This window comes from Niabella sp. CPT15-335-S11, from assembly GCF_058792415.1.
In genome coordinates, this window is sequence record NZ_JBYTEI010000006.1 from 75,630 (window position 1) to 102,495 (window position 26,866).

Below are 26,866 nucleotides of genomic sequence, written 5' to 3' on the forward strand. Positions count from 1 at the left end.
CCCTAATTCAGGAACCGCGTTTCAAACCTCACAGGGTTTATTCTCCGTCCTGCCGACTAAATTCTTTTCAGCATGATCATATCCCTTAATAACAGGAAAGCGCTTGTGGGTGGCGCCAGCCAGGGACTGGGGCGCGCCATTGCCTTTCAGTTGGCCGAAAGTGGTGCTTCCGTTACCCTAATGGCCAGAAATGAAGAGAAGTTGAAAAGACTGGCCGAGGAGCTTCCAAAACCAACCGATCAAAAACACGAATATTTGGTGGTTGACTTTTCCGATTTTGTACAATACTGCAATATCCTAAGAAATTATTTCAGCACACACACGGTGGATATTCTGGTGAACAATACCAACGGCCCCAAAGCCGGAACTGTAATGGAAAAAAATGAAGATGATTATCAGGCTGCCTTTAACCTTCTTTTCCAAACTGTACAGTTCGCTACCGCGCTGGCCTTGCCGGCAATGCAGAAAAATCATTTTGGCAGGATCATTAACCTGACTTCAAGAACTGTTAAGGAGCCCGTCGATAACCTGGTGCTCTCAAACAGTATGCGGGCCGCAGTGGTAGCCTGGGGCAAGACGCTCGCCACAGCGATGGCGCCATTCAACATCACAGTTAATAATATTCTGACCGGTAATTTTGATACTGAACGACTAAGGGGACTATTTTCCCTGCAGGCTACTGCAAAAAATGTCAGCCTGGAGACCGTCACCGAGCTCGCTCAGGAAGGTATCCCGGCTAAAAGACTTGGCAGACCCGAAGAGATGGCCTGGCTGGTGACTTTTCTGGCATCGGAACAGGCCTCCTATATCACCGGAATCAGCATTCCGATTGACGGCGGGTTAATGAAAAGTATCTAACGCAGTTTTATTTAAAAACGTAAGCGGGGGTACTGCTAAAAAATCACCAACTGGTGTTATTTATACAAATAGCCGTCCTTCAGAGTTCTTTCAGCATCCAGATATTGCAGCCCGGGTGACCGGACTGTCCCATGGGACGGTCAATCGTTTTGAATCCAAACTTTTCATAGATCCGCACAGCCTTCCCAAATTCAGGTAGGCTTTCAATGTACAATTTCGTGTAACCCATTTGTCGCGCGGAATCGATACATTTTTCCATCAGCGCTTTTCCTATACCTTTCCCTCTTTCGGTTTTCAACAAATAGAATTTCACCAGCTCGGCACAACCGGGGGGCAATTCCGGTGTTGGGAACACACCACAGCATCCGGCGACACCAACTTCTGTTTCTGCTACCCAGCAAACCGATCCAGCGTGATCGAACAATTCAAAAAGCTGATCAGTCGTTGGGTCCACATAAACAGTTCCGGCCTGGGGCGCATTAAAATCGTGAAACGCCGAGCGGATAATTTTTGCCAGAACAGGGTTGTCCTGTTGTTGAATATTTCGGATCGAAAAAGACATTTTATTGATAACTGATAAGTTCAACTTCAAAAGATGATCGATTGGTCAACGCCCCGAACTTCTGACATATCCTTTCACTTCTTCATTAAAATCCTTCTGCTCCAGCAATTGTTCAAGAGTGATATGCATCCGGTAACGCCAGTAATGGTTGGGATCTGCGGGGACATTGATTCGCTCTTCTTCGGGTTTCTCCCGTCTCAGTGCCGCATTCATGCCAAGGAGATCCTGAATTTGAAAAATACTCCACATGGCAGGAGCATATAAATGCTGTAATACAATAGCCCGGTTGATCCAGGGCTCACAATAAAATGGTGCTTTTCCGGATTGTCCGAGAATCGTATTGTAGAATTTCTGCGTGACTCCCCGGTCTTCCTGCCACCACCCGCGGATGGTACTCATGTCGTGTGTAGACGGCGTCACCACCGAGAGGTAAGGGACTTCAGCAAGATTTACAAACGCTCTGTCTGAATTTTTGGGCATCCGCTGAATCTCGAGGCTCAGGATACCCAGACTTGCCATGACCTCTGGCACAGCCTCCGGCACCATACCGAGGTCTTCTCCGCAAATGAGCATATTGGTCGCTGCCATTAGACAAGGCAGTTTTTCCATAGATGCCTTACGCCAGAATTCATTTTGGCGCTTGTAAAAATAATCGATGTACAGTTCCCGCAATCGCTCCCGGATATGCGCCGGCAACAATTGAAAGGACAGCGTCTGATCTATCCCGATGCGGAAATGAAACAATTTTCTGTCTGACCCTTCCTCCTCAAATAGGATCACATTCGAAACCAAATCAAAGAGTCCTTTTCTTATATGCAGCTCCTGTTCATTGTTTTCTTTATTTGCAAACCATTTCGCGATCTTTCGCTGGTTATCAAATGCCGGCAGCAAATCATAATATCCCGGCGTATTCTTCTGCAGGAAGTTGTCCCGCACGTAGGATGCTGCATCTCCAAAAAGCCTGTTCACTACTTCATCGCTGATAAATGGCTTGCAGAACCGTTCGTAGTTGAACCAGATCCCCTTTTCTCCAAATTCATGCTGGTGCACTGGCAGGCATGGATCAAAGCGTCCCATGATGCCTTGCACCGCATTCAGCGGAATGCTCCAAATCCTGAAAAATCCAAGGATATGATCGATCCGGAAAGCATCAAAATAATTGCTCATTTGGGCGAAACGGTGTTTCCACCAACTGAACCCATTCGCCTTCATATGCTCCCAGTTGTAGGTGGGGAAACTCCAATTCTGACCGTAAGTCGCAAAATCATCGGGGGGCGCACCGGCCTGCCAGTTCATTTTAAACAAACCGGGTGAAACCCAGGTGTCGCACCCATAGCGGTAAACACCGATGGGTATATCACCCTTTAAAATGATCCCTTTTTTATGAGCATAGGAGACAGCTTCACTCAATTGAATATGCAGGTAATATTGAATAAGGCTGTAAAAATCAATTTCCCGTATACCTTCTGATTGTTGCTCAAAAAAGCGGTCAACTAAACTTTCATCATACACACCGTGACTGTTCCAGGCACTGAAATCAGCGGTGCCGAACTTGTCTCGCAAATGGCAGAATACCGCATATGGCCGCAGCCATTCGCGGTTGGCTTCAAAGAAATTTTTATAGGAGGATGTTTCCAGGATTGCCTGGCCACAATGCTCAAAAATTTCGCGAAGCACGGCCAGTTTAGCGCGCAAAACCTCCTCGTAAGCCACCACAGACCTGGCGTTCAGTTGTTCTTGTTTTTTCCGGAGCCCTTCTACCAGCTTGTGGCATTTCTTCCCTGCCACCTCCTCCAGGTTCACGTACACCGGGTGCAGGGCGAAAGCCGAGATGGCTGCATATGGATAGGAATCGTGCCAGGTTCCTGTCGCCGTGGTATCATTGACGGGCAGAATCTGGATCATTTTCAGACCGGTCTTTTTAGCCCAATCCACCAGGAGTCTGAGATCGGTGAATTCTCCGATACCGAAACTTCGTTCAGTCCGCAGGCAAAAAACGGGTACCGACACGCCGGCTCCCTTCCAGTTATCATACGCCAGCCGGATAAATCCGTCCTGTAAAATGATCTGTTGTTTTTCTGCCGCCGGCTCATAACAAATTCTGTTCCCCCCTTCTTCATAGCGGATAAAAACGTGTGTCTTTTGATTGTAGACCCCGTATTTGTAAGCTATTGGAAAAGTCAGTTCCTCAAGACGTAGGGACAGTTCCCACCATTGTCCTGAAAACTCCATCAGCAAAGGATTCGCAGTATCCCAGTTTCCAAATAGGGGTCTGTCGCCCAACAGACATACTACCTCATCTTTCTTTAGCAGCGGTGCTCTTACCCGGAAGATATGCGTTGCCGTATTATTTTCTGCCAACTTAGTTGCCGGGGGCACAGGCAACAACACTTTCTGGAACGGAGCTGTATAAAAAACGTTTCCAATTTCGCCCGGATCATTCCAGTAATCATAAATTTTCAGAATGCGGGTGTTTTCCGGAAGCAGCAGATTCCTCTCCTGCGTGCACTCTCCAATAAAATCCCCATCCTTTTTCCGAAACAAAAATGAATAAGAAATTTCACCCCTCGCCGCATCGTTTTCAGGTATCTCCAGTTCCCATTTCCATAAATCCTGGTTGACATATTCCATGGGAAACCTTTCCGGGCCAGCTTGATTTTCAGGCTGACGTAAATCACCTGAAATCCACAGGCTTTCGCCATAATTAGTATGAAATCGCAAATAAAAGGTCAACCTCATCGTAACAAAATTTTTCGCACCGGTAAGCAACTCCAACCAGGTTACACGCCATCCGGACGCCCGGAATATGCTACCGGAAATGTCAGTGATCCATCGTTTAATGTGTCTTTGATACACATTCCTCTGCGAATGTATAAATTTTCACTTTTATTCTGTCTAAATCGAAAAAAAAAAATTTGACCCCCTTCTTAAACCCCGTTCGCCTATATTTGCAAAAAAAGTATCATGGCAAATGGTTCCAATAATTCCGGGTTGATGTGGGTTTTATTTTTTGTTGCGGTAATCGCTTTTGGTTTTGCGGTTTATTCGCACTGGCCATGGCTGACACTGCTCCTGCCTTTTGTAACCACATTTTTCGTCAAGGCGATGGATATTATTTAGTAAACGGACTCTTTTTTCAGGAATGACCCGCGATTGCCGCGGGTTTTGTCATTTTCAGGCAGCCAATGATAGCATCAGCCGCCTGGCTGTTTGAACAATTACGGTCTTAAAATAATCACGTACCCCGGCTAAAGATTGTCGGCATATACTTTTTCATAATACTCATGGGCCATCCGGTTGCTTTCAAACCGGAATCTGACATCCGACATTCCATTCTTCATAATCTGCCGCCACGTATCATAATTTTCATAATACAGAGGCAGTATTTCTCCCTCCAGGATTTCGAATAGTTTCCGAAGATCATATTCATCCTGCTCCTGTACGGACATATTCGCATAATCAGCTTTGGGAATAACGAAGCCGTTATGACGGTGGTTTATAAACTCAGGGATCCAACCATCATCCGTAGAAAAGTTCACGCTTCCATTCATCGCGGCAGTCATACCACTCGTACCCGAGGCCTCGCGGGGCACACGTGGGTTATTCAGCCACAGGTCCGAGGCTTGTTTGAGTCGTTTTGAAAGAGTCAGCTCATATCCAATCAGCACAGCCGCATTCTTGTATTCTTTACTAAGATAAACCAGGCTGTTGAATTCCGCAATTGCCGGATGATCCATGGGATAAGGCTTCCCCGCCCAGATGATCTGCACCGGATATTTTGTATTCTTCATCAGGGCATCAAACTTGTCTCTGTTCTCCGTGATGAGACTCGCTCTCTTGTAACCGGCAAACCTTCTGGCCCACACGATCGTGAAAACATCGGGATTAAAAAGTTTTCCTGTTTGATCAGCCACCAGTTCAAAAGTTCGTTTCTTCATCCATTTCTTCCTGTCATCAAATCCATAATCATCACCAATATCTTTATACTTGTACATTTGTTTATCTGCCCAGTAAGTCCAGTTTTGAGCATTGGTAATAGAAATGATCGGACAGATATTGTCGTACTTGCCCCACATCGCTCTTGATACTTCACCATGCAATTGGGAGACTCCGTTTGCAATTCTGGCAAACCGAAGGGCCGCCAGTGAGTGATTAAACATACCATCGTCCTGCTGGGTCAGTGCTTTAACCTCGTCCATACTCAGGCCATAGAAATAACTCATTTTGTAGCAGAGGTCCATGTCATGTTTTTCGTTGCCGGCTTCTTCGGGGGTATGGGTGGTAAACACAAGGCGTTTCTTCACTTCGTTTAAGTCCCGGTTGTACTTCTGGTACAGATAAAACGCAGCCGAGATACCATGAGCCTCATTTAAGTGATACACTTCCGGGTTGAAGCCAAGCAGGTCAATCAGTTTGGCGCCTCCTATTCCCAGCAGGATGAACGCGGCTACTTTCGCGGGTACATTAGCGTCATAAAGCCGGTGAGTAATCGCTTGGGAAACATAATCATTTTCCGGCAAATCGGTTGTGAGCAGGAACAACGGTGCAGTCTTAAATGTCTCGGGATTCAGGTACATCGCTTTAACCCATACCGGGTGATCATGGACCGGAATCTGAAATTTAATACCCGTATCTTCCAGGAAACTATAATTTTTCTCGTTCCACGCCACATCCAGGGTCTGGTCCTGATTTCTTTCCTGATCGTAGTAACCGTATTTCCACAGGATGCCTATACCGATCAAATTCTGACCCAGCTCATATGCACTTCGTAAATGTGATCCTGACAGGAAACCAAGGCCGCCGCTATAAATTTTAAGGGGTTGATGGATACCGTATTCCATCGAAAAATATGCTACCTTCTTTTTATAATTTTGATCTATCTCAAACGGAACTTCAAAGTTTTCAAAACTCATAAACTAATAATTGCGTTTTTTAAAGGCTGCAAATTAAAAGAAATAATGAATAAAAGTGGAAATAGAATGCTATCGTGTAAAGATTACACAAAAATGTGGATTTCTGCCTTCCTCTGCTTAGGGGGTCTTCGAAAGGTAGAACTTGCGGACGATTAGGGTTTGGCTTCCCCCTCACAGTCGACACTAACACAAGTGTGGTAGCCCTTTGTAATATCGTGTTTCGGCGCCAGCGCGCACTGTTCGTGCCATAGATTAATGTACTGTTTCAATTCGCAAACCGTTACCATAAAATGGAACGTAAGTGCTGTAAAATCAGGTAAAATTTCCCCAACAAAAAATATTTGAATTATTTTTGGCGACAGAATTCAGCAATTGATGAAAATCGAAAGATATGGGGTCCCCGAAGCGAAGCTATTAGCAGGCAAGCACACGGAACTGCTGCTCGATATCGGATCCACCCTATTGGCTTCGGGCGCACATAGCGAACGAATAAACCGGAACGTAAAAAGGATTGCAGAACACTGGAACTATGATGTCGACATTTTTTTCTCCTTTACCGGGCTCATCGTTACGCTTCAGAGAAAAGACGATCCCTATGTTTACGCAACCCGGCATAAAAGAGTGGCCCATCACGGTGTTAACTTCAGTATCTTGAATGAAATCAGCCTGTTGTCCTGGAGAGTAAAGGAAGAAAATCTTGAACCCGATGAAGTGGAGCAAGACTTTACAGAGATTAAGAAAACGCCTCATTATCCAAGATGGGCTGTCCTGCTTTTTGTGGGCCTCGCCTGTGCAGCCCTTTGCCTTGTTTCGAAAGGCGACTGGAAGGATGCATCGATCACGTTTTTTGCTTCGGTCGCGGGACTGTTAGTCAGGCAGGAACTCACGCGTCTTCGCTTTAACCCAATGATTGGTATATTGATGGCAGCCTTTGTAACTACGTTACTGGCCGGTGCAGATGTGTTGTTCAGAATTGGAGCCTCACCTGAAAAAGCACTGGCGACTTCCGTTCTCTACCTCGTGCCTGGCGTACCGCTTATCAATAGTGTCATTGACCTGATTGAAGGTTATGTTCCTACAGCAATCGCCCGGGGATTATTCGGGGGATTTATCCTGTTATGCATTGCGCTGGGTATGTCACTGAGTATCTTATTAATTGGAATCAGGAATTTTTAATAATGGGACTCTATTTTTTATTTTTCTTGCAGGATGTCTTTCTCGCCGCTGTTGTGGCAATCGGTTTTGCGATCCTGTTCAATACGCCTTCCAGAGCTTTATGGGCAGCCGCATTATTGGGCGGCCTGGGTCATGCCCTGAGATTTTTACTGCATGACTATGCCGGTGCAGGGATCATCATAGCGACGCTTGCAGGTGCGGTATTCATTGGATTGGCCGGATTACTGATGGCACATAAGGTTCATACGCCACCGGATGTTTTTACTATCCCGGCTTGTATCACGATGATACCAGGTTTATTTGCTTACCGCACGATGCTGGGGTTCATCAAGATCACCGATGAAGCAACGGCAAAACAAAATCCGGCCCTGCTTTCCGAGGCTGTTCATAATTTCGTAATCACCTCCTCCCTGTTATTTGCCCTGGCTATTGGTATTACTATCGGAGCCCTGCTGTTCCGGCAAAAAAGCGCCAAAAATATTGCATTGAAGAAAAGACGGAAGGGACAGGATTGACACAATCTAACAGTGAGTCAGCAAGTTGGCCCCAAGGCCAGGCCGGTTCCGAATCAGATAGCGTCCTTACCGTATTTTTTGTACCAGGCGATCAGCCAGGTGACCACCTCATCATAGGACGCCCTTCCTCTCGGCTGGTTGTTAGCTTTTAGAAAATATCCATAGAGCAAGTTGATGATTGGTTCGACGGGATTACGGTACCGTCTGTAAAATGCCTGATAATATTTTACATCAGCTTTGATCTTTGGGTTCAAAGTACTTTCGTAGGCTTTGGCCCTGACCGAATCCACGGCAAACAGTTGCCTGTAACCGTAATGATACATATCGAAATATACTGAATACCTGAAATTAACGGATGGGTGGCGACTCGAAACCAGATAACCCACGAAATTAGCTTCGCTCTCTTTTGCATAACCAAGCTGATGGGCTATTTCATGGCTCGCAACAAATGGTTCCACGCTCGGTGGTATGGTAGTATTTACTTGCGCCTCTCCGGAAAAAGGATTGTAATAGCCCTGGAATCCCAGATAGTTTCCCAGGTAACTGTAAATAGACGGCTTGACGGACTGCACCTGATAGTCCAGATACGGATACTTCAAAGCGCTGTGTTTATAGGCATTTGCGGCTCCCCTGAACAGGCCTTTCTTTCTTTGAAATGAGTCTCTCATCTCCACCGAAAGTACCGCTGCATATGCATTCAAGCGGTTATGTAACAAAGCGACCAGGGTATCCAGATCTTTAGCCGTGTATTGCTTTTCTTCCAGCTTTAACTGTCCCGAAATGCCCACCCTGCTATAATTGAGACCCCAGAAAATATAAAATGCGATATACAATATCAGGAGAAAAAACAATGCGCCCTTGCCGGCGGATATCAGGATCTGCCTTGACAAACCGCTTCTCCGAATATTATTCACCAGCGAACGCATTTTTATAATAATCAATATAATCAGGACTGCATAAAAGATATCTCCGATACTAAAGGGCAGCCAACCCGTGAGCGTTCGCTGAATCTTACTGATCGCCGGATAAATACCCAGGCTATAATATTTTTCAATAAAATGCGGAAAGAAAGAAACGACCTGAATAGCCACTGCCAGTATCAGGAGAGAAATCCAACAGACTCTTTTACATCTTTTATTAATCTTCTCTTTGCCGGGCATAGACTTCAAAATTAAGATATTAGACAATAGACGTTAGACGATAGACTTTTAAAGCCAGATTTTGGATTAAATTTAAAATTCGGATTTTTGAAATGATTGCCATACTATTATTTGATGGAAAGACTTATATTTAAGCATCGTTTATGAAATTCTCCCCCATTCCGGAAATATTAAAAAACGGTGAATCCGTACTTATCCGGGAAGCTACCCGTAAAGATGCCGGCGCCCTGATAAGAGCAGTGGGCACCTATCTTGGCACAAGCCCCCATCTCATCACGACAGTTGAAGAATTTAACCCCACAAACAGGAGTGAGGCCAGGTGGATTGAAGGAATGGCCCGGGAATCCAACAGCCTGTTATTGGTAGCCCTTCACGGGAAAACGATCATCGGTAACCTGACGTTAAAAGGAGAAGTAAGGAAAAAGATCAGGCACAATGCCACATTGGGCGTGGGAATCATTCCCGAATGGCGGGGTCAGGGATTAGGCCGCCTCCTGATCGAATCTGCAGTTCAATGGGCACGCGACAGGTCCGTGCTGGAGAACCTTTGGTTGCAGGTGTTTTCGGGACATGCGCAGGGGATTGAGCTATATGAGAAACTGGGTTTTGAAAGAACCGGTGTCCAGCAAAACTATGTTCTGTACAAAGGCGAATATACAGACAGCATCACGATGCGACTCGCTTTACACTGCTGAGGTTTACTTTCTTTTTTGACATCAAATAGTTTGAATGCTTAAGTCTGAACCCTGCATTGATAAAATATCCCCGGCAAACATAAAAAAAGCCCCTGCGTTTACAGGGGCGTTCTATTAGTGTTCATTTTCGTTTCTGTGATGCCTGAAGCCTCCTCCCTGCCCCTGGTCGCCTTCGTTCGGCTTCCTTTCTGGTCTGGGGATCAGGGCTTTCCTGGACAATTTGAATTTGCCCGATTTAGGATCAGTGCCAATCAATTTAACTTTCATTGCGTCACCTTCGTTAACCACTCCATCCAGCGTTTCAAGTCGTTTCCAACTGATCTCACTGATGTGAACCAGTCCCTGCTTTCCGGGAAGGAACTCCACGAACGCACCAAATGGCATGATAGATTTTACAATTGCATCGTAAACATCTCCCACCACTGGTACAGCCACGATTCCTTTAATCCAGTTCTCAGCTTTCAGCACGGCTTCTTTCTCCACACCAAAAATGCTGATCTCGCCCATACCATTGATCTCTTCAATGTTGATGGTAGCTCCGGTCTCGCGCTGGATCTCCTGAATCACTTTACCGCCCGGCCCGATTACGGCGCCGATGAATTCTTTGTCGATAAACATTTTCACTACACGCGGTGCGTGAGGCTTCACTTCTGACCTGGCCTCAGGTATCGTTTTGTACATAGCCTCCAGGATGTGAAGTCTGCCTCCTTTGGCTTGCATCAACGCTTTATGCATCACTTCCATGGGAAGACCGTCAACTTTAATGTCCATCTGCACGCCACAAATCCCATCGCGGGTACCCGTAACTTTAAAGTCCATATCGCCCAAATGGTCTTCATCACCTAAAATATCACTTAATACAGCATACTTATCATCTTTGGTAATCAACCCCATAGCGATTCCAGCAACGTGTTTGGGAAAAGGCACGCCGGCATCCATCAGCGCCAGTGAACCGGCACAAACCGTTGCCATGGAAGAGGAACCGTTCGACTCCAGAATATCGCTCACAACACGCACCGTATAACCAAAGTCACCATTCATCGGCATCATTTGTTTCAGGGACCTCATAGCCAGGTTTCCGTGACCAACTTCTCTCCGGCCCGGACCGCGCATCATCTTCACTTCTCCAGTGCTGAAAGGCGGGAAATTATAATGGAGGATAAACTTGGAATAGTTAGATGTAGCAGCGGTTTCTACCAGCAACTCATCTAAACCTGTACCTAATGTAACCGTGGTAAGAGATTGAGTCTCACCTCTCGTGAAAAGGGCGGCGCCATGTGGTGATGGGAGTACATCCACTTCCATATCCAGCGGGCGGATCTGCTCGAGACTACGGCCATCGAGCCTTACTTTTTCATCGAGGATCATATCCCTGACTACATCGTATTGCAGGTCGTGGTAATAGGTACCTGCCAGTTTAAGTTGCAGGTCGGTTAGCGGGTTCTCTTCGGTCGCTGAGCTTTCAAGGAAGGCTTTAAGCTCTTCGAGAATTTCTTCAAATTTATTTGTGCGTTCGTGTTTGCTCAATGCACTCTTAGCGACCCCATAAACTTTTTCTTTAGCGAATGCGTAAACCTTCTCTTTCAGGGCTTCATCCTGTTCGGGTTTTACGTATTCTCTCTTGCCAGCTATGCCTTTCAAATCGCGCAGTTCTTCCTGTGCTTTGATCTGCAACCGGATAGCGTCATGGGCTACACCCAGGGCAGCCACCATATCATCTTCGCTGCATTCGCCGGCTTCACCTTCTACCATTACCAGGTTTTTCTGGCTTGCTGCGACGAGGAAGTCCATATCCGCGGTAGCCAGTTGCGAGCGGGTGGGATTAACCACAAATTCATTCTCAACCCTGGCAATTCTCACTTCACTGATAATTTCTTTGATGGGTACATCTGAAACCGCAAGCGCGGCTGATGCGGCCAGACAGGCCATTGCATCGGGCATAATCTCCGGATCACTGCTGATCAAGGTAACCAGTACCTGTACTTCGCAAAAATAATCATCGGGGAAGAGTGGTCTCAGCGCCCGGTCGATCAGCCTTGAAACCAAAACTTCATAATCGTTTAGTTTTCCTTCTCTTTTGAAAAATGATCCGGGGATTCTCCCTGCGGACGCGAATTTCTCCTGGTAGTCGACGGTCAGCGGAAAAAAACTTTGGCCTTCTTTAGCCACTTTGTTGGCCACTACGGTGGCAAGCAGCATGCACTTACCCATGCTTACGGTAACGGAGCCATCGGCCTGACGAGCCAGTCGCCCTGTTTCGATGGTGATTTCTCTTCCATCGCCTATATCAAAGGTTTTTCTGATGGGTTGTTGTAACATATGTTTTTATTTGAAGTTAATGCCGGCGCGAATTGGCCGGTTGTTCAGAATACAAGGATCCGGTCCGAAGATTCAGATCTTGTTTTTCAGTAAAAATTTCTAATATTTAAAGGAGAAGCCTCTCATGGGTCTGATATCGTTTATGATTACTACCGGCGTTCTACGGATTCAAATCCGGTCAGGTGAAGCACCAACCTTTTGAAAACAGGAATCCCAATACCCTTTGGCATTGGGAAAAATTCGACAAACCAGGATGGCAAAACCGGGTCAGCCAGGCATCAAAAATATCCCAAGGCCGGCTCGGCATGGTTATTTTCTCAACCCTAATTTCTCAATCAGGGCACGGTAACCCTGGAGGTTATGCTTTTGCAGGTATGCCAGCAGGCTCTTGCGCTTTCCTACCAGTTGCATCAGCCCTCTGTGGGTGGAAAAATCTTTCTTGTTATGCTGAAGGTGAGCGCTGATCTGCGCTATACGCTCCGTTAACTGAGCAATTTGGCCCTCAATAGAGCCGGTGTTAGCGGCAGAACCGCCAAATTTTTCAAAAATTTCTGCGTTTTTTTCTTTTGTAAGTGGCATCTTTTTCTTTTTAAAATGTCATCCTGTTTTTTATCCTGTCAATTAAGTTTGCAAAAGTAGGATTTTTCACCAGAATTACCAATTATCCGCATTTGATTGCCCGCCATCCAAATTGTCCCCAGAGCTCCCCCGGACTACTCGCCGCATCACTTGGCGAACCGCCACGACCAGGCCCTGAATTTAGGCTTGGTCTATGAAGGGGGCCTGGCACCTGGATTTCAGTCGACTTAAATAAGACCTGTGCTCCAGGCCGAGTGAGAATCAGGGAAAGGAAATGGAAATTTCAGAGAGCCGGAGGAATTTAGTATTTGAAAAATATCTCGGTTGCGCCATAACCGTAAGATGGATGATACTGGTTTACAAAATAGCTCACTTCTTTCTTCAGCCTGAGGGCATCATGGATCTCATCCCGCAGCCTTCCGGTTCCCACTCCGTGAATGACGATGAACCAGGGGATCTTATGCCAAACCGCCAGCTCATAAAATTTTTCAAAGGTTTTTAGCTGCAGGTCCAGCATCTCTGAACTGCTCATCCTGCTGGAATCATCCGTCAGTTTTTCGATATGCAGATCTACCACCGACCTGGCTGGTTCCATATGCTTCCGGGCTTCCCGGGCATTGTACACTTTCGGCCTGTCACCCGAATAGGCCGGTACTGCGGGTTCAAAAGTTTCTTTTGCCCGGTCGGGATAGCGGTCAAACAATTTGTAACGGAACAAAGCCTGGTTTTTCTGCCGTGTCTCTTCAATTTTTGCAAAGAGTTGTTTAGGTTTTATTTTAACAACCGCTTCAAAATGTTCAGCTTTCTTTTTATCGGGTTCAGGCAGACTGAAATCGAACTCAAAGCCCGGACTGTCGCTCATTTCCTCAAAATCTACATCGTGGATATAGAATTGCTCGAAGGGTCTGACGGTATTTTTCAGTTCAAATTCAGATCTCCCAAAAAAGGCCAGTTTATAGGTGAATTGATAGGTTGATCCGGTATTGTTGATGAGGTAAATCTTCAGTTCTTCAACCACGTCATCGCCGAATTCATCGGTGTCGGACACGGGCAACAGTCCGACCCAGACCCCATCTTCTTTTCGTTCCTGTTTTCGCTGGGTTTCTTTTTCTTTGGGCAGGTCATCCACATATTTTTTTGGAGCTGGTCCTGTCTTTTTCTTTTTCTCCGTAAAATTTTTGAAATACGGAAAATCAATCTGGTCAAGGTAAACGGGGAATTTTACGCCGCGCACTTCCACCATGACCATCTGATCGTTAATAAAATCGATGATCTGACCTTCTTCTCCCGTCAGCAGGATCAATATCTTATCGCCTATTTGATATTTCAAGGTATCTGCTTTCTAAAATTAGACCTGCCGTACGTACTCAGGTTTTATAATGATGTTCGGCGGGTAGAGCCCGCGGTTTGATTTCTTAACTTACTGTTGAACCGGCTATAAGTAAAATAGATAACCAGCCCGATAACGAGCCAAACCAGAAAACGCAACCAATTGGTATGGCTCTCCTGAGCCATCAGGTAAAAACAACTAACCATACCCAGTACAGGCAGCAAAGATAAACGATAATAAAATGAAGCCACGGCGATGGCGGTGATCACCAGCCAGAAGATCGCCATTGGAAAACCTTCCAGGGTAAAGATCTCCCGGAAATGGCCCGGGACCTTGGTCGCGACCAGGATAATGGAGATGATAAACAGGATGGGGATAATGTATTTTCCATTGATATAGGGCACCTTAAATGTGGAGTTGATTTTCACCTTCCGGATATCCAGTACCAGGATCCCGCCACAAACCAGGACAAACGCGAAAAGTGTACCGATGCTTGTAAGTGCCAATACAGTTTCCAGGTTCAGGAAAAGGGCGGGAATCGCCACCACCAGGCCGGTTACGATCGTAGAAAAAGACGGGGTTTTGTAAATGGGGTGAATCCGGGAAAATGCTTTAGGTAATAATCCATCGCGGCTCATGCTCATCCAGATCCGGGGTTGGCCCAACTGAAACACCAGCAGGACGCTGGCAGTGGCTACGATGGCGCTGACAGCGACGATCGCAGAAATCATCTTCAGGCCCCTGGCGTCAAACACACGGGCCAGCGGATCGCCCACGTTCAGCGTGCTATAGGGTACCATGCCCGTAAGAACCAGGGCGACTGCAACATAAATCACGGTGCAGATGATCAGGGAATAGATCATGCCCCGCGGCAGATCGCGCTGGGGATTTTTACATTCTTCTGCTGTAGTGGAAATGGCATCAAAACCGATATACGCGAAAAATACAGCAGACACACCTTTAAGAACACCGCTGATGCCGGCGGGCATGAAAGGAGTCCAGTTGTCGGTATTTATATAAAATGATCCCGCCACGATGACCAGGAAGATCACGCCCAGTTTCAGCAGTACCATCAGGTTACTCGCATTTCTGGATTCCCGGACACCCACGTAAACGATATAAGTGATAACCACCACAATGAAGAGAGCGGGAAGGTCAGCGATGATTCTGAATCCGGCAATTTGTGGTGCTGCGCTCCAGGCCTGGTATGCCTCCCGGATATTTTCATCCAGGTTGCCCAATAGATTTCCTTGTGTCAGCAGGTTGGTCGCTTCCTTAAATCCTCTGTGAGCGGTTACATAGTCCATCGTCAGCCAATCGGGAATATGCATGCCGGCCTTTGTCATCAGGTGGGTAAAATAATCACTCCAGGAAATGGCTACGGCTATATTTCCGATGGCATATTCCATCAGCAGATCCCATCCGATGATCCAGGCAAAAATCTCCCCAAAAGCAACATAGGAATAAGTGTAGGCGCTCCCCGATACGGGAACCATGGAGGCAAACTGCGCGTAGCAAAGTGCGGCGAATCCGCAGGCTACCGCTGTGAAGATGTACAGATAAACAACCGCGGGCCCGCCATCGGCGGAAGCTTTCCCGATACTGCTGAAAATACCCGCGCCGATCACGGCGGCTACACCCAATGCGGTGAGATCACGAACACCCAATACCCTTTTTAGCCCTGATCCTAACCCTTCCTGCGCCTCTGCTTCAGATTCCCTTAAAATGAGATTGATATCTTTTTTGCGTAATATGGAATTTGACATCCTTTCCGAGAAATTTTATTGGCCGGACTCTTATCGTAGATATTTCAGCAGGCTGGAAGGTGAAGACCTTCATCCCCGTTGGTTACAGGTTTAATGATCTCTTTTCACCAATAAACCGGCCAGTTCTTTTAAGGGTTTTTTCCGTTTAGAAACCACGGCCATGTCATCGAAATGCTGAAGTGCATCGTTCAGAAACTGATTTTTTAATTCGATGGCCCATTCGTCCACACCACATTCCCGGTATAATTGAAGCATTTTCTCCACCTTGTCCTCCGAATTTGTATCCAAGTGGTGAACAATTTGCTCCTTTTGTGCCGCATTGGCAACTTCGAGCGCCCGGATTAGTAAAAAGGTCTTTTTATTCGTGCGGATATCGCCGCCAATCTGTTTCCCGAATTTTTCGGCATTCCCGAAAGCATCCAGGAAATCATCCTGCACCTGGAAAGCCAGTCCGATCTTCTTACCTGCTTCATATAACAGGTTCAGGTTACCCAGACTCCCACCGCCCAGTATACCACCCATTTTCAAACTCGCAGCGATCAGTACCGACGTTTTCAATGTGATCATATGCAGGTATTCATCGAAAGACACTTCCTCTTTCTTTTCGAAATCCATATCCAGTTGCTGTCCCTCACAAACCTCAACGGCAGTCTGGTTGAACAACGCGAGTATCCGGTGCAACAGCCCCGGTTCTATCCGGTTGAGCGCCTGGTAAGCCTTTACAATCAATACATCGCCGGCCAGGATTGCCGTGCTTTCATTGTATTTCATGTGAATGGTCTGCTTACCGCGGCGGATCGGAGCCTTATCCATGATATCATCATGTATCAGGGTAAAGTTGTGGAACAGTTCAATGGCAGAAGCCACCTCCCAGGCATCCGGAGCTATTTCTCCAAACAACTCATTTCCCATCAGGCATAGCACAGGCCTTAATCTTTTTCCGCCGAGACTCAGGAAATAATTGATGGGATCATATAATGTTGGGGGCGAACCGTAGAACCTGTGATGGTCAAAAAAATCCGAAAACTTGTGCGATAGTTCGTAAAAATTCTCCATTGTCTGATAAAATGATGCCCAAAGTTAATGCAAATGTCCCGATTAATTCTCCTGCACCCAGTGAAAATCCAACTGATGTTTTTCCAGGTTGGCGGCCACCACCTTGATTTTCACTTTATCGCCCATCGTGAATTTCTTTCCTGTTCGTTGTCCGATGATGGCATATTCGGCTTCCACATGATTAAAGTTATCGATAGCTGCCAGGTCAGTCATCGAGACCATCCCCTCGCAATGATGTTCAATCGTCTCGGCCCAGAACCCGTGTCGCGACACACCGCTGATTATCGCATCGAAATCATCCCCAATAAATTTTTGCATATACTGGACCTGTTTATACTTGTTTGCGCTGCGTTCTGCATCCATCGCAGCGCGCTCCCTTTCACTGCAATGCTTACATTTCTCCTCCATTTTTTTATCGATGGATATCCGGTCCTCAAGCACGTCCAGTAAGACACGGTGCACCATGATGTCGGGGTAACGTCTTATTGGCGACGTGAAATGACAGTAATACTCAAACCCCAGTCCGTAGTGTCCCACATTGCTCGATGTATATTTGGCCTTAGCCATCGTGCGGATGCCCAGCTCAGACAGCACGGCTTCTTCCGGCCTGCCCTGCGTGTCTTTTAAAAGCTTATTAAAAGATTCAGCAATGGATTCCGCGCTTGAGATATCAAACTTGTATCCGAATTTATTGGCGAACGCAATAAAGGGCAGCAGTTTCTCTTCGTCAGGTGTATCGTGTATCCGGTACGGGAAGGGAATGGATTTATTCTTTATTTTAATTTTTGAAACGTGACGGGCCACATATCGGTTCGCCAGCAACATCAGTTCTTCAATGAGTTGATGGGACTCCTTACTTTCTTTCAGCATAATACCTATCGGATTTCCTTTTTCATCCAGTTGAAAGCGGACTTCTGTGCTGTGGAAGTTAATAGCACCTTCATCGAACCGGTATTTGCGGAGAGTTTGTGAGATATGGTTCACAGCCAGGATCGCATCTGCGTGATCACCCTGACCGGTTTCAATGATTTGCTGGGCCTCTTCATAGGTGAATCTGCGCCTGGAATGGATCACGGTCTTTCCCAGCCAATACTGTTTTACCTCCGCCTTTTCGTTGATCTGAAATATAGCAGAAAAAGTCAGTTTATCTTCATTGGGTTTCAGCGAGCAGAGATCATTCGAAATGAGTTCGGGCAACATGGGAACTACACGATCCGGCAGGTAGACGGATGTCGCTTTCGCGTAAGCTTCATCGTCGAGCGCATTTCCGGGCCGCACGTAATGGCTTACATCAGCGATATGTACACCTATCTCATAGTTGCCGTTTTTTAACACACGGAATGAAATCGCATCATCAAAATCTTTCGCGTCTTCAGGATCTATGGTAAATGTCAACACGCCCCGAACATCTTTTCGCAACGCAATCTCTTCTTTTGAAATGGTGTCCGAAAGGCGGGCTGCTGCTTCAAGCGCATCATCAGAAAAATCCAGCGGGAATCCGTTTTCCAGCAGGATGTTCTTCATTTCGGCATCCGCGGCATCATCATCGCTGAGCGTAGTAACAACCATCCCCACCGGGCGTTTATCCTGTTTTTCCCAACGGGTCATCCTCACGACGACCAGGTTGCCGTCTTCTGCGTGGTTGAAATGTTCCCGCGGAATATAGATGTCCGGAATATTTCTGTCACTATTACAAACTACAAAGCCAAAGCCGTCATTTTTCTGAAACCTGCCAATGAATTCATTGCGCTTCCTGTGTACTACCTCGGTTACTTTTCCTTTTGTCCGTCCGTTTGAGCCGGGACAAAGTTTAACCCGGACAATATCGCCGTCCAGTGCGTTCCGGATATTTTCCGGCTCAATCAGAATATCGTCTTCCTGACCTTCAACGATCAGGAATCCCCTGCCCGACCGCGTCAGATCGAGCGTTCCTTGTACGATCTTGCCGCTCCCGTCCTTACAGGGTTTGGTATCTTTCTTACGTTTTTTCTTATCTTTTTGCTTCATCAATGATGTTTTACTACTTTCTATTTTAATTGCCGACAACGCGTCTTCCGGTGATTTTAGAAACTGTTGCTTATGTGATTTTATTACCTGTGCGGCATGATGCCTGTTGAAGATACATTTCAGTTCAAATCAATGAATGGTTGATTGCTATTTCCCTGACTTTATTTTTAGTACCCTGCTGTAAGTTTTTCCAGTTGATCAGCGGTATTAATTTGCCGACGAGATCATGTATCGGATATAAATGCTTGTCCCGGCGCCCAACTTGTTTTAGGGTTTACCGGATTTTTATTTTATCGTGTAAATCAAATCAATACGCATGCCATATTAAATTGATTACACGCAAGCAAAGGTAAAACTATTTAAATTCAACCGCCAAATCAGGCTGTTTTCCAAAATTTGTCACAAAATCCAGCACCATCTGTTCAAATCTCTCTTCGCCATCGAACAGGAATCGGTGGGCGACGGGCAACACAAAAACGGGGTGGTCTTTTAGTAGTTCGCGGTGAACTTTTAGCCGCGCGGCGTCTTTCTCAGTCGTTAATATGATCTTATTAGGCGTTAGCTGCTGATCAAAACGCTCCAAAAGCAATTCCAGTTCCCTGCGGGTAAACTGGTGGTGGTCATCAAAAATAAAAGTGGTGACGCGGTAGTTTTTGGCTTTGAGATGCCCAATCAATTGTTCCGGAAATGCGATGCCGGTCAGCAGGAAAATCTCTTCCACATGATCCATATCCGGAGTACTTTGATCCGGGAGATGATAAGGGTTCAAATAATGGAGGTCTGTAAAGAAGATTTCCTGTCCCGCCGACGGTGATATTGAATGGATTATTGCATCCCGCTCTTCTTCTGTGAGACCTGACTTACATTTGGTAACCACGATGATTTCAGCTTTTTTGTAATGCTGCTTCAGGTCGCGCAAATGTCCTGCCGGGAGGTAATGGTCTGTTGTGAACAAATTATCATACGCGGTCAGCAGGATATTCAGCCCCGCTTTTACCTTCCTGTGCTGAAACGCATCATCCAGAATGATCACTTCTGTTTCGGGCCTGAGCCTGGTCAATGTTTGGATGGCGTCAACCCGGTCTTCGCCAACTGAAACAGTTACCTGAGGAAATTTGACATGAAATTGCATCGGCTCATCACCAATCTCGTTCGCAGTTGTGTTAGCGTCGGCCAAAACAAATCCCTTCGTCTTCCTCCGGTAGCCCCGGCTGACCGTTGCTACCCGGAACCTGTGCTGCAATAAGCGGATCAGGTATTCGACCATCGGCGATTTTCCCGTTCCGCCGGCAGAGAGGTTTCCAACGCAAATGACAGGAAGTCCGGGAACCCAGGTCCTAAGTATTTTCAGATCATAAAGGAGGTGGTAGCCTTTCACGCCGGTCATGTACAACCACGAAAGAGGCAACAGGAATTTATATTTTTTTTTGACTACTGAGCTAAATGGCATATACCTGATCTGGGGTGACGTAATAGTTCAAAGGTATATCGAATTCATTTCTGTCTTCTATGGAGTCCACCGGCTCAAAATAACTTAGTCCTATTTTTATGCAATCCTTTCTGACTGATTTGAGGAATTTGTCATAGTAGCCCTTGCCATAACCTACCCTGTAGCCATCTTTATCGAAGCATAATAAGGGTACCAGGACGATATCAAAGTCAGCCGGATGTATGATATCCCCTTCGGGAGGTTCAGGAATGCCCCAGTCCGATAGTACAAGATTCTCCGGGCCCTGAGTTATCACCGCTTTCATGGTACCATCGGCGAAATTGCAGATGGGATAGGCGATTGTTATTCCCGGGAACTTCATTGCCAGCAGATCTGCAATTAAATAAGTGTTGACTTCCATCTTCGCGGGCATGGGCGCGTAAGTCAGCAGGCTCCTGAGTTCAGGAAGTTCCAACCCATCAAAACGATCCAGGATTAGCTGATCCAATTCTTCTTTCCTGTTCGGGGAAATGCTTCGTCTTTTAGCCAGGTAAATTCTTCTTGCTTCGGCTTTCAGCATAACGAATTAATATTTTTTAAATATAAATCCGGTCGGATTATTCGTTACCGGGTTCATTTATAAAAATTGAGAACAGGGTGGTACCGTATTTTTTCTCGAACCGGAACTTCTTAAACTCTTTGTAATTGTTTCTGGGCGTGTGTTCCAGTACAAACCAACCTTCGTCGTTCAATAGCTCCCGCGAAATAATTAACTGTGGTAATTGGTCGATATTTGTCAGTGCATAGGGAGGTCCGGCAAAAATAAAATCGAATTTGTCACGGCACTGTTCGAGATATTTGAACACATCCATTCGAACCCCGTGAAGGTTTCCGATCTTCCATTGCTCCGCCGTTTTCAGAATAAACGCAAACATCACGGGATCTTTTTCTACGATCGTGAGATCCCCGGCTCCCCTGCTGGCTAGCTCGTAGCTGATACTGCCGGTGCCTCCAAACAAATCGAGGGTTTTAATGCCATCAAAATCAATCCGGTGTTGAAGTACATTGAACAGGCCTTCCTTGGCTACATCAGTCGTGGGTCTGGTGAAGGGCATTTTCGCCGGCGGACTGATCTTTCTGCCTCCTAGCATCCCACTGATTATTCGCATTGGACAATCAGATTTAGCGTGCAAAAAAGATGAGCCGGATATTCCTGAGCGGACTCTGGAACGGCCCACTTGCAGGTACTAAAGTCCAGGTGAAGAAAATACTGATAGATCTCTCGGTATAAGCTGGACTCTTTTTCCAGCAAACCGGATAAACGCAGTTCCAGTTTTTCCTGGTCCAGGTTAAACAGTTCGCAGACTTTCAGCACATAAAACAGAACGTCGGCTGGGCTGGAATAGGGATAGGTTTGTGCCAGCAGTAATTTCCCCGACTGTGCTGCGACCAGATTAAAAGTGTTGTTACAAAAATTGAGGGACAGCAGTCCTTCAGCCCCGGTTCCGCCAATTTGATCCACCAACAGGGTTTTGAGATGCATGATACGGGCCGCGGGGAAATGCACGCGGATCCAATCATGCACCTGGTAAGGTATCGTGTAGACATTGCTCAAGGCGCCATCCCGCGTCACCTCCTGAAGCGTAGTATCGAAGGCATGGGCGCCTGCTGCATAAAGTGCCGCTGAATGATCCTCCTCCGCACCGGCAGCGGGCAAAAGGATATTTGAATTGTTATCAAAACAAATATGTATTTTATTAAATGGCTGATCGGGCCAGGCATTTTCTTTGAGCCATTCATCCAACAACTCCGGGTTCAAAGTCTTGATACCGTACCATTTCAGCGCCAGCAGCGCTTCTTCATCCTGCGAGCTGATCGCAAACCCCAGGTAGTCGTTCGCCATTTGCACGCTCAATATCATCCCCTCTCCTTCCTGCACCGGCATTGATCCTATAGTAAATTGTTCCTGCAAATTTGTCAATTTAAATTTCAGAAATTAATCTGGCGGGAGATACCCCAGGCCGACACGAATATATAAACATCCCGGTGGCCGATTGTCAGAACAAACCGTAGAGCAGGGCATCTATTTTTGAAATGATCTCGCCAAAATCTTCTTCCCGTTCTGCAAATTTATTTTTATCTACATCAATGATCAGCAATTTACCTTCATGGTAACTGGTGATCCATTTATTGTAATATTCATTTAATTTCTTCAGGTAATCCAGCCGGATATTTTCTTCGTATTCCCTTCCCCGCTTTTGTATTTGCCCTACCAGGGTGGGTACTGAAGCATTCAGATAAATGAGCAGATCCGGCGGCTTGACCATTGTTTTCAGGGTTTGGAAAAACTGAAAGTAGTTGTCAAAATCTCTGCGGCTCATCAACCCCATTTCATGGAGGTTGGGTGCAAAAATATTGGCATCTTCATAAATGGTTCTGTCCTGGATAACCGTTTCCGTTCCCTGCTGGATCTCCAGTAATTGTTTGAGCCTACCGTGTAAAAAATAGATCTGCAGATTAAAACTCCAGCGTGGCATATCATCATAAAAATCCATCAGGTATGGATTATGATCTACGTCTTCGAAATTCGGAATCCACTTGTAATGTTTGCTCAGCATTTCTGTGAGCGTGGTTTTCCCTGCCCCAATATTACCGGCTACCGCGATATGTCTTGGTTTGGATTTCGATTTGGCCATATTTACACGTTGAATCTAAAGTTTATCTGTTCCTGTAGATATCCTTCTCTGTCTGAAGTTCAAAATAATCAATCTTTTTGGAATCCCGGAGAATTTACCCGAAATATTTTACGCCTACGGCTTGCCGCACAAGCTCCATCGTACTGTTTGCGCTTACGCTGGCTTTTTCTGCGCCTTCTTTCAGCACTTGTTTCAAATAGGATTCGTCAGCCCTTATCTCAGTTGTTTTCCTGCGGATCGGTGCGATATAAGCGACCATGTCTGCAGCCAGTTGTTTTTTCATATCGCCGTATCGTATCGTGCAGTTGTCGAAGTCGTTCTCAAATTTTCTGACCGTATCTTCGGTACTAACCAACTTCATCAGGTCGAACAGATTGGTGATATAGTCGGGTTTTTGGGAGTGGGGTTCTGTCGGGCCCGCGTCTGTTTTGGCCTTCATCACTTTCTTGCGGATCATTTCATCGTCATCTGCGAGGTAAATAGTCGCATACTGATTTTCGCTTTTGCTCATTTTGCCGGCGCCATCCAGACTGGGCACTTTCAGCAATTCTTCACCAAAGTTGAAAGCTTTAGCTTCCGGGAAAACCTCGCCATACCTGTGATTGAAGCGGTTCGCGAAGTTACGGGTCATTTCCAGGTGTTGCTCCTGGTCCTTACCCACCGGTACGTATTTTGCGCGATGGATGAGGATGTCGGCAGCCATCAGTACCGGGTAGGTCAGCAGACCTGCATTTACATTATCGGGCTGCAATCTCACTTTATCTTTAAAGGTGGTTGTTTTTTCAAGCTCGCCTTTGTAGGCCAGCATATTCAGGTATAAATAAAGTTCGGAAGTTTGTGGCAGATCACTCTGGCAATACAACGCAATTTTTTTCGGATCGAGTCCGCAGGCCAGGTATTCGGAAGCAACATGCAGTACGTTTTCCCTTAATTCCTTTGTATCCGGATGTGTGGTGAGTGAATGCAGGTCAGCAATAAAAAAATAACATTGATACTGATCTTGCATCCTGACATAATTCCTCAGGGCGCCAAAATAGTTTCCAAGATGCAAAAAACCTGTGGGACGGACGCCACTCAAAACAATTTCCTTTCCGTTGTCCATAAGGGCGCAAAGATAACGAAGGATTCAGGAAATTTGTGTTGAAATTTGTCTGGTCCACCCCAGCCTGCAGGCAAGACTACCCTTTCTCGGCAGGCTCGCCTGCCGAGAAAGGGTAGTCTCACACGTCGAGCGTCTAATATCTAACATCTCGTGTCTAACGTCTAGCATCCCCTCTGCTCAGATAAAAATTATCTGCGTGCCCTCACCGCTGGCCTTATTATAAAATTCACCAACGGTGATAATTGCCTCCACCCCATCGTACAGATCCTCTTTCTTGTATTTGAACATATCTGCAGCCAGCTTGCAACCCCAAAGGGTAACACCGGATTCATAAAGAATATCCAGGAACTCGGGGACAGGAGGAATATCCAGTTTATCCATCTGCTTTTGCATCATATTTGTCGCCATCGTTTCGATACCGGGTAATGCACCGATAAGGGTGGGCATATGCATGGCCGGATTTCCGACCGTTGGAACCCTGAGACTATTGTTCTTTTTCTTATGAATGGCTTCGAGACCGAAAAATGTAAAAAACATTTCAGCTTCGAGTCCTTCCATCCTCGCGCCATTGGCCAGGATAAAGGCAGCATAAACGTTCTCGATAGTAGCCTTCGACAAAATGATCATCACCTTTTTGAGGCTGTTATTATTTTCACTCATAACAATGATTTTAAATGATGTTAAGTATGGCGGTTATTGAGCCAAAACTGCCAGCATGTTTTTTCGGACAACGCCGAACTCTCTTCAATTCAGTTAGACTACGGGTTTTAAATACAACTGGCTGGTTTGGGTACACCTGCGATCTTTGTGGAAGTTTTTAATGGCGCTTTGGGGAACAGTTCGTAAAATTCTTTGATGCCCAGTACGCCGCTTTTTCCAATACCGCGGATACTCAGGGCCACTTCCTTTTTTACCTGATCCTGCAGATAGTGAATCACTTCCCAATGCCTTGGCGTGAGCGTAATACTGCTTTCTTTCGCGAGCTCATCCCCGATCTCGGGTGTCCACTGAGAGAAGTCGGTCATAAACCCTTCTTCGTTTACCTGAATTGTTTTTCCTGCAACTGTCTTTTCCATGATTGTTTTTTTATACCGGATGAATAATTAAAGAAATACCTAAGAATGAATCGTGCTTGTTTCTTTCGTATCTTTATAAGTTACTTCAATCAAACTTCTTCCCTGCTTTCCGCATATGCGCCGGCACAAAAGGAATCGGGATCCCTTTCAGCAGCATATTCCAGTACACCCACCTGAAGGCCAGTTTACCCCAATGGTTGACCCTTTTTTCTTTTAACATCTTCAAGGGTCCGATACCTGGTATGGGGAAAGTTCCCGGAACGGGCTCGTGATCGTAATTGAAATCGATCAGCAGCGCTTTGCCGTGACCGGTCTCAATAAAACAATTTGAATGCCCGTCGAACGAAGCCTGCAGCGCCTCGCCTTTGATGTAGTGCATGATGTTCTCGGTGAGGATCTCGGCCTGAAAATGCGCCACCGAGCCTGCTTTGGAGGCCGGTACATTCGTGGCATCACCGATTACAAATATGTTTTCATAATCTCTAGACCGGAGTGTATGCTTATCGGTAGGAATGAAATTCAGATCATCACCCATCCCTGATCTGGCCCATAGTTCATCCCCTTTATTGGTAGGTACGGTAACCAACAGATCAAACTGCACTTCATCACCTCCCCAATCCACTATTTTCTTGTGTTCATTATCCACTTCTGCGATGGCGAAATCGCTGATGATGGAAATGTTCTTTTCCTGCATGAGGTAATTCAGTGCAGTATTTGATTTAGGTTTGGTAAATGGCCCGCTCAAAGGGGTCACATAAGTGATTTCCACCTTATCTCTGATACCACGTTTCCTGAAGTACGCATCTGCCAGGAACGTGAATTCAAGCGGCGCTACCGGACACTTAATGGGCATTTCAACCAGATGCACGACCAGCTTACCACCTTCCCAGTTTTTCAGTTTTTCCGACAAGGCCACAGCTCCCTCGTAGGTGTAAAAATCAAAAACAGATTTATACCACTCCGGACCGTTCATTCCTGTCACTTCATCCGGAGACGAAACCGCACCGGTAGCTACGATCAGGATGTCATAACTCAGCTTACTGCCGTTTCCCAGTTCGATAAGGTTTTCACCGGGAATGACTTTTTCAATCCGGGTAGTTATCAAGTTTACGCCTGACGGGATATACCTGGAAATATCCCTGAATGTATCTGATGGTTTGTAAAGACCAAACGGCACAAATAGGAATCCCGGCTGGTAATAGTGTTCCTTTCGCTGATCAATGATCGTAATCTCCCATTCTGATGGTTTCAGTTTCTTTTTTAGGTGACTGGCCATCGTTGTTCCGGCAGTCCCGGCGCCCAGGATAATCAATTTCTTCATATGTTAATTTTCATGTTTTCAATTCACTTTAGAAAATTTTGTGATTTGTCGGCGGGTAGGCGCTGCACTGACTCCTATCGTTCTACCCTATTGTCCAACACAAAATTACCCTGGGCATTTTGCGCCCTGCGTGATAATTATCACCTAAAACAGGCATGGAAATATGATATTAATCAGGAAATGAAGAAGAAAGGCGACGAATAAATGAATATCCAAACCCGTGAAAGCAATGCTGAATCTTAAAACTCCGGTCTGCAACAAACGACAGGGATCGGGGCTCATTTTTCACAAGGGATTATTGTGTAG

Annotated in this window: 24 protein-coding genes; 5 read left to right on the forward strand and 19 right to left on the reverse strand. The window is 46.1% G+C overall.

Translation table 11 applies throughout. From position 1 onward, the window contains the following. Nucleotides 1-72: 72 nt before the first annotated feature. Nucleotides 73-858, forward strand: coding sequence for an SDR family oxidoreductase (locus AC3WS5_RS14430; RefSeq protein WP_492468103.1), 786 nt, complete (start codon nt 73-75; stop codon nt 856-858). Between the two features lie 79 nt (nt 859-937). On the opposite strand, the gene AC3WS5_RS14435 is transcribed toward AC3WS5_RS14430, so the two are convergent. Together AC3WS5_RS14435 and AC3WS5_RS14440 are read right to left on the reverse strand one after the other, a co-directional pair. Beyond that, on the reverse strand, nt 938-1,420 hold the full coding sequence (locus tag AC3WS5_RS14435) for a GNAT family N-acetyltransferase (protein WP_492468104.1): 483 nt from the start codon (nt 1,418-1,420) through the stop codon (nt 938-940). A 45-nt stretch (nt 1,421-1,465) separates the two neighbouring features. Next, the gene (locus AC3WS5_RS14440; RefSeq protein WP_492468105.1) at nt 1,466-4,159 is read right to left on the reverse strand and encodes a 4-alpha-glucanotransferase; all 2,694 of its coding nucleotides are present in this window, start codon (nt 4,157-4,159) and stop codon (nt 1,466-1,468) included. Between the two features lie 225 nt (nt 4,160-4,384). Between AC3WS5_RS14440 and AC3WS5_RS14445 the strand changes: the two genes are divergently transcribed. Then, nucleotides 4,385-4,540 carry a hypothetical protein gene (locus AC3WS5_RS14445; protein ID WP_492468106.1) on the forward strand — a complete coding sequence of 52 codons (156 nt, stop codon included), beginning with the start codon at nt 4,385-4,387 and terminating at the stop codon, nt 4,538-4,540. Between the two features lie 128 nt (nt 4,541-4,668). On the opposite strand, the gene glgP is transcribed toward AC3WS5_RS14445, so the two are convergent. After that, nucleotides 4,669-6,333 (reverse strand): alpha-glucan family phosphorylase, encoded by a 1,665-nt coding sequence (gene glgP, locus AC3WS5_RS14450; RefSeq protein ID WP_492468107.1) that lies wholly within the window; start codon nt 6,331-6,333, stop codon nt 4,669-4,671. Between the two features lie 375 nt (nt 6,334-6,708). On the opposite strand from glgP, the gene AC3WS5_RS14455 reads away from it, so the two are divergent. Next, nucleotides 6,709-7,509, forward strand: a complete 801-nt coding sequence (locus AC3WS5_RS14455; protein ID WP_492468108.1) for a threonine/serine exporter family protein — start codon at nt 6,709-6,711, stop codon at nt 7,507-7,509. Nucleotides 7,510-7,511: 2 nt separating this feature from the next. After that, nucleotides 7,512-8,024 carry a threonine/serine exporter family protein gene (locus tag AC3WS5_RS14460; protein WP_492468109.1) on the forward strand — a complete coding sequence of 171 codons (513 nt, stop codon included), beginning with the start codon at nt 7,512-7,514 and terminating at the stop codon, nt 8,022-8,024. Between the two features lie 53 nt (nt 8,025-8,077). On the opposite strand, the gene AC3WS5_RS14465 is transcribed toward AC3WS5_RS14460, so the two are convergent. Continuing rightward, the gene (locus tag AC3WS5_RS14465) at nt 8,078-9,184 is read right to left on the reverse strand and encodes a DUF3810 domain-containing protein (protein WP_492468110.1); all 1,107 of its coding nucleotides are present in this window, start codon (nt 9,182-9,184) and stop codon (nt 8,078-8,080) included. Between the two features lie 143 nt (nt 9,185-9,327). Between AC3WS5_RS14465 and AC3WS5_RS14470 the strand changes: the two genes are divergently transcribed. Next, the gene (locus AC3WS5_RS14470) at nt 9,328-9,879 is read left to right on the forward strand and encodes a GNAT family N-acetyltransferase (protein ID WP_492468111.1); all 552 of its coding nucleotides are present in this window, start codon (nt 9,328-9,330) and stop codon (nt 9,877-9,879) included. A 114-nt stretch (nt 9,880-9,993) separates the two neighbouring features. Here the strand turns inward: AC3WS5_RS14470 and pnp are convergent, their stop codons facing one another. From pnp to sqr, 15 genes are all read right to left on the reverse strand, one after another. Continuing rightward, nucleotides 9,994-12,198 carry a polyribonucleotide nucleotidyltransferase gene (pnp, locus tag AC3WS5_RS14475; RefSeq protein WP_492468112.1) on the reverse strand — a complete coding sequence of 735 codons (2,205 nt, stop codon included), beginning with the start codon at nt 12,196-12,198 and terminating at the stop codon, nt 9,994-9,996. A gap of 309 nt (nt 12,199-12,507) precedes the next feature. Next, a complete protein-coding gene (rpsO, locus tag AC3WS5_RS14480) occupies nt 12,508-12,777 on the reverse strand; it encodes a 30S ribosomal protein S15 (RefSeq protein WP_492468113.1) in 270 nt (89 codons plus the stop codon). A 301-nt stretch (nt 12,778-13,078) separates the two neighbouring features. After that, nucleotides 13,079-14,107 carry a Smr/MutS family protein gene (locus AC3WS5_RS14485; protein ID WP_492468114.1) on the reverse strand — a complete coding sequence of 343 codons (1,029 nt, stop codon included), beginning with the start codon at nt 14,105-14,107 and terminating at the stop codon, nt 13,079-13,081. A 44-nt stretch (nt 14,108-14,151) separates the two neighbouring features. Further along, entirely contained in the window at nt 14,152-15,873 is a 1,722-nt protein-coding gene (locus AC3WS5_RS14490) for an amino acid permease (protein ID WP_492468115.1), read from the reverse strand. Nucleotides 15,874-15,963: 90 nt separating this feature from the next. Then, the gene (locus tag AC3WS5_RS14495) at nt 15,964-16,929 is read right to left on the reverse strand and encodes a polyprenyl synthetase family protein (protein ID WP_492468116.1); all 966 of its coding nucleotides are present in this window, start codon (nt 16,927-16,929) and stop codon (nt 15,964-15,966) included. A gap of 42 nt (nt 16,930-16,971) precedes the next feature. Beyond that, nucleotides 16,972-18,936 (reverse strand): ribonuclease R, encoded by a 1,965-nt coding sequence (gene rnr, locus AC3WS5_RS14500; RefSeq protein ID WP_492468117.1) that lies wholly within the window; start codon nt 18,934-18,936, stop codon nt 16,972-16,974. Between the two features lie 355 nt (nt 18,937-19,291). Next, complete coding sequence (lpxK, locus tag AC3WS5_RS14505; protein ID WP_492468118.1) at nt 19,292-20,386, reverse strand: tetraacyldisaccharide 4'-kinase; 1,095 nt, start codon at nt 20,384-20,386, stop codon at nt 19,292-19,294. Then, a complete protein-coding gene (locus AC3WS5_RS14510; RefSeq protein ID WP_492468119.1) occupies nt 20,376-20,945 on the reverse strand; it encodes a 5-formyltetrahydrofolate cyclo-ligase in 570 nt (189 codons plus the stop codon). The genes lpxK and AC3WS5_RS14510 overlap by 11 nt, the downstream gene beginning before the upstream one ends. A gap of 37 nt (nt 20,946-20,982) precedes the next feature. Then, a complete protein-coding gene (locus AC3WS5_RS14515) occupies nt 20,983-21,534 on the reverse strand; it encodes an RsmD family RNA methyltransferase (protein ID WP_492468120.1) in 552 nt (183 codons plus the stop codon). Then, nucleotides 21,525-22,337 carry a DUF3822 family protein gene (locus tag AC3WS5_RS14520; protein ID WP_492468121.1) on the reverse strand — a complete coding sequence of 271 codons (813 nt, stop codon included), beginning with the start codon at nt 22,335-22,337 and terminating at the stop codon, nt 21,525-21,527. Before AC3WS5_RS14520 ends, AC3WS5_RS14515 begins: the two co-directional genes overlap by 10 nt. Nucleotides 22,338-22,422: 85 nt before the next feature. Then, nucleotides 22,423-23,061 carry a deoxynucleoside kinase gene (locus AC3WS5_RS14525; protein ID WP_492468122.1) on the reverse strand — a complete coding sequence of 213 codons (639 nt, stop codon included), beginning with the start codon at nt 23,059-23,061 and terminating at the stop codon, nt 22,423-22,425. Nucleotides 23,062-23,155: 94 nt separating this feature from the next. Continuing rightward, nucleotides 23,156-24,163 carry a tryptophan--tRNA ligase gene (gene trpS / locus AC3WS5_RS14530; protein ID WP_492468123.1) on the reverse strand — a complete coding sequence of 336 codons (1,008 nt, stop codon included), beginning with the start codon at nt 24,161-24,163 and terminating at the stop codon, nt 23,156-23,158. 177 nt (nt 24,164-24,340) lie between these two features. Beyond that, nucleotides 24,341-24,823: a DsrE/DsrF/DrsH-like family protein gene (locus tag AC3WS5_RS14535; RefSeq protein ID WP_492468124.1), complete on the reverse strand. Its 483-nt coding sequence runs from the start codon at nt 24,821-24,823 to the stop codon at nt 24,341-24,343. A 107-nt stretch (nt 24,824-24,930) separates the two neighbouring features. Further along, on the reverse strand, nt 24,931-25,239 hold the full coding sequence (locus AC3WS5_RS14540) for a TusE/DsrC/DsvC family sulfur relay protein (protein ID WP_492468125.1): 309 nt from the start codon (nt 25,237-25,239) through the stop codon (nt 24,931-24,933). Nucleotides 25,240-25,324: 85 nt separating this feature from the next. Next, nucleotides 25,325-26,560, reverse strand: coding sequence for a type III sulfide quinone reductase, selenoprotein subtype (gene sqr, locus AC3WS5_RS14545; RefSeq protein WP_492468126.1), 1,236 nt, complete (start codon nt 26,558-26,560; stop codon nt 25,325-25,327). Between the last annotated feature and the right edge of the window lie 306 nt (nt 26,561-26,866).

Excerpts from the sequence above, each read along its gene's own strand:
- AC3WS5_RS14430 (WP_492468103.1), top strand. The coding sequence starts at position 73 with ATGATCATATCCCTTAATAACAGGAAAGCGCTTGTGGGTGGCGCCAGC.
- AC3WS5_RS14435 (WP_492468104.1), bottom strand. The coding sequence starts at position 1,420 with ATGTCTTTTTCGATCCGAAATATTCAACAACAGGACAACCCTGTTCTG.
- AC3WS5_RS14440 (WP_492468105.1), bottom strand. The coding sequence starts at position 4,159 with ATGAGGTTGACCTTTTATTTGCGATTTCATACTAATTATGGCGAAAGC.
- AC3WS5_RS14445 (WP_492468106.1), top strand. The coding sequence starts at position 4,385 with ATGGCAAATGGTTCCAATAATTCCGGGTTGATGTGGGTTTTATTTTTT.
- glgP (WP_492468107.1), bottom strand. The coding sequence starts at position 6,333 with ATGAGTTTTGAAAACTTTGAAGTTCCGTTTGAGATAGATCAAAATTAT.
- AC3WS5_RS14455 (WP_492468108.1), top strand. The coding sequence starts at position 6,709 with ATGAAAATCGAAAGATATGGGGTCCCCGAAGCGAAGCTATTAGCAGGC.
- AC3WS5_RS14460 (WP_492468109.1), top strand. The coding sequence starts at position 7,512 with ATGGGACTCTATTTTTTATTTTTCTTGCAGGATGTCTTTCTCGCCGCT.
- AC3WS5_RS14465 (WP_492468110.1), bottom strand. The coding sequence starts at position 9,184 with ATGCCCGGCAAAGAGAAGATTAATAAAAGATGTAAAAGAGTCTGTTGG.
- AC3WS5_RS14470 (WP_492468111.1), top strand. The coding sequence starts at position 9,328 with ATGAAATTCTCCCCCATTCCGGAAATATTAAAAAACGGTGAATCCGTA.
- pnp (WP_492468112.1), bottom strand. The coding sequence starts at position 12,198 with ATGTTACAACAACCCATCAGAAAAACCTTTGATATAGGCGATGGAAGA.
- rpsO (WP_492468113.1), bottom strand. The coding sequence starts at position 12,777 with ATGCCACTTACAAAAGAAAAAAACGCAGAAATTTTTGAAAAATTTGGC.
- AC3WS5_RS14490 (WP_492468115.1), bottom strand. The coding sequence starts at position 15,873 with ATGTCAAATTCCATATTACGCAAAAAAGATATCAATCTCATTTTAAGG.
- AC3WS5_RS14495 (WP_492468116.1), bottom strand. The coding sequence starts at position 16,929 with ATGGAGAATTTTTACGAACTATCGCACAAGTTTTCGGATTTTTTTGAC.
- rnr (WP_492468117.1), bottom strand. The coding sequence starts at position 18,936 with ATGAAGCAAAAAGATAAGAAAAAACGTAAGAAAGATACCAAACCCTGT.
- lpxK (WP_492468118.1), bottom strand. The coding sequence starts at position 20,386 with ATGCCATTTAGCTCAGTAGTCAAAAAAAAATATAAATTCCTGTTGCCT.
- AC3WS5_RS14510 (WP_492468119.1), bottom strand. The coding sequence starts at position 20,945 with ATGCTGAAAGCCGAAGCAAGAAGAATTTACCTGGCTAAAAGACGAAGC.
- AC3WS5_RS14515 (WP_492468120.1), bottom strand. The coding sequence starts at position 21,534 with ATGCGAATAATCAGTGGGATGCTAGGAGGCAGAAAGATCAGTCCGCCG.
- AC3WS5_RS14525 (WP_492468122.1), bottom strand. The coding sequence starts at position 23,061 with ATGGCCAAATCGAAATCCAAACCAAGACATATCGCGGTAGCCGGTAAT.
- trpS (WP_492468123.1), bottom strand. The coding sequence starts at position 24,163 with ATGGACAACGGAAAGGAAATTGTTTTGAGTGGCGTCCGTCCCACAGGT.
- AC3WS5_RS14535 (WP_492468124.1), bottom strand. The coding sequence starts at position 24,823 with ATGAGTGAAAATAATAACAGCCTCAAAAAGGTGATGATCATTTTGTCG.
- AC3WS5_RS14540 (WP_492468125.1), bottom strand. The coding sequence starts at position 25,239 with ATGGAAAAGACAGTTGCAGGAAAAACAATTCAGGTAAACGAAGAAGGG.
- sqr (WP_492468126.1), bottom strand. The coding sequence starts at position 26,560 with ATGAAGAAATTGATTATCCTGGGCGCCGGGACTGCCGGAACAACGATG.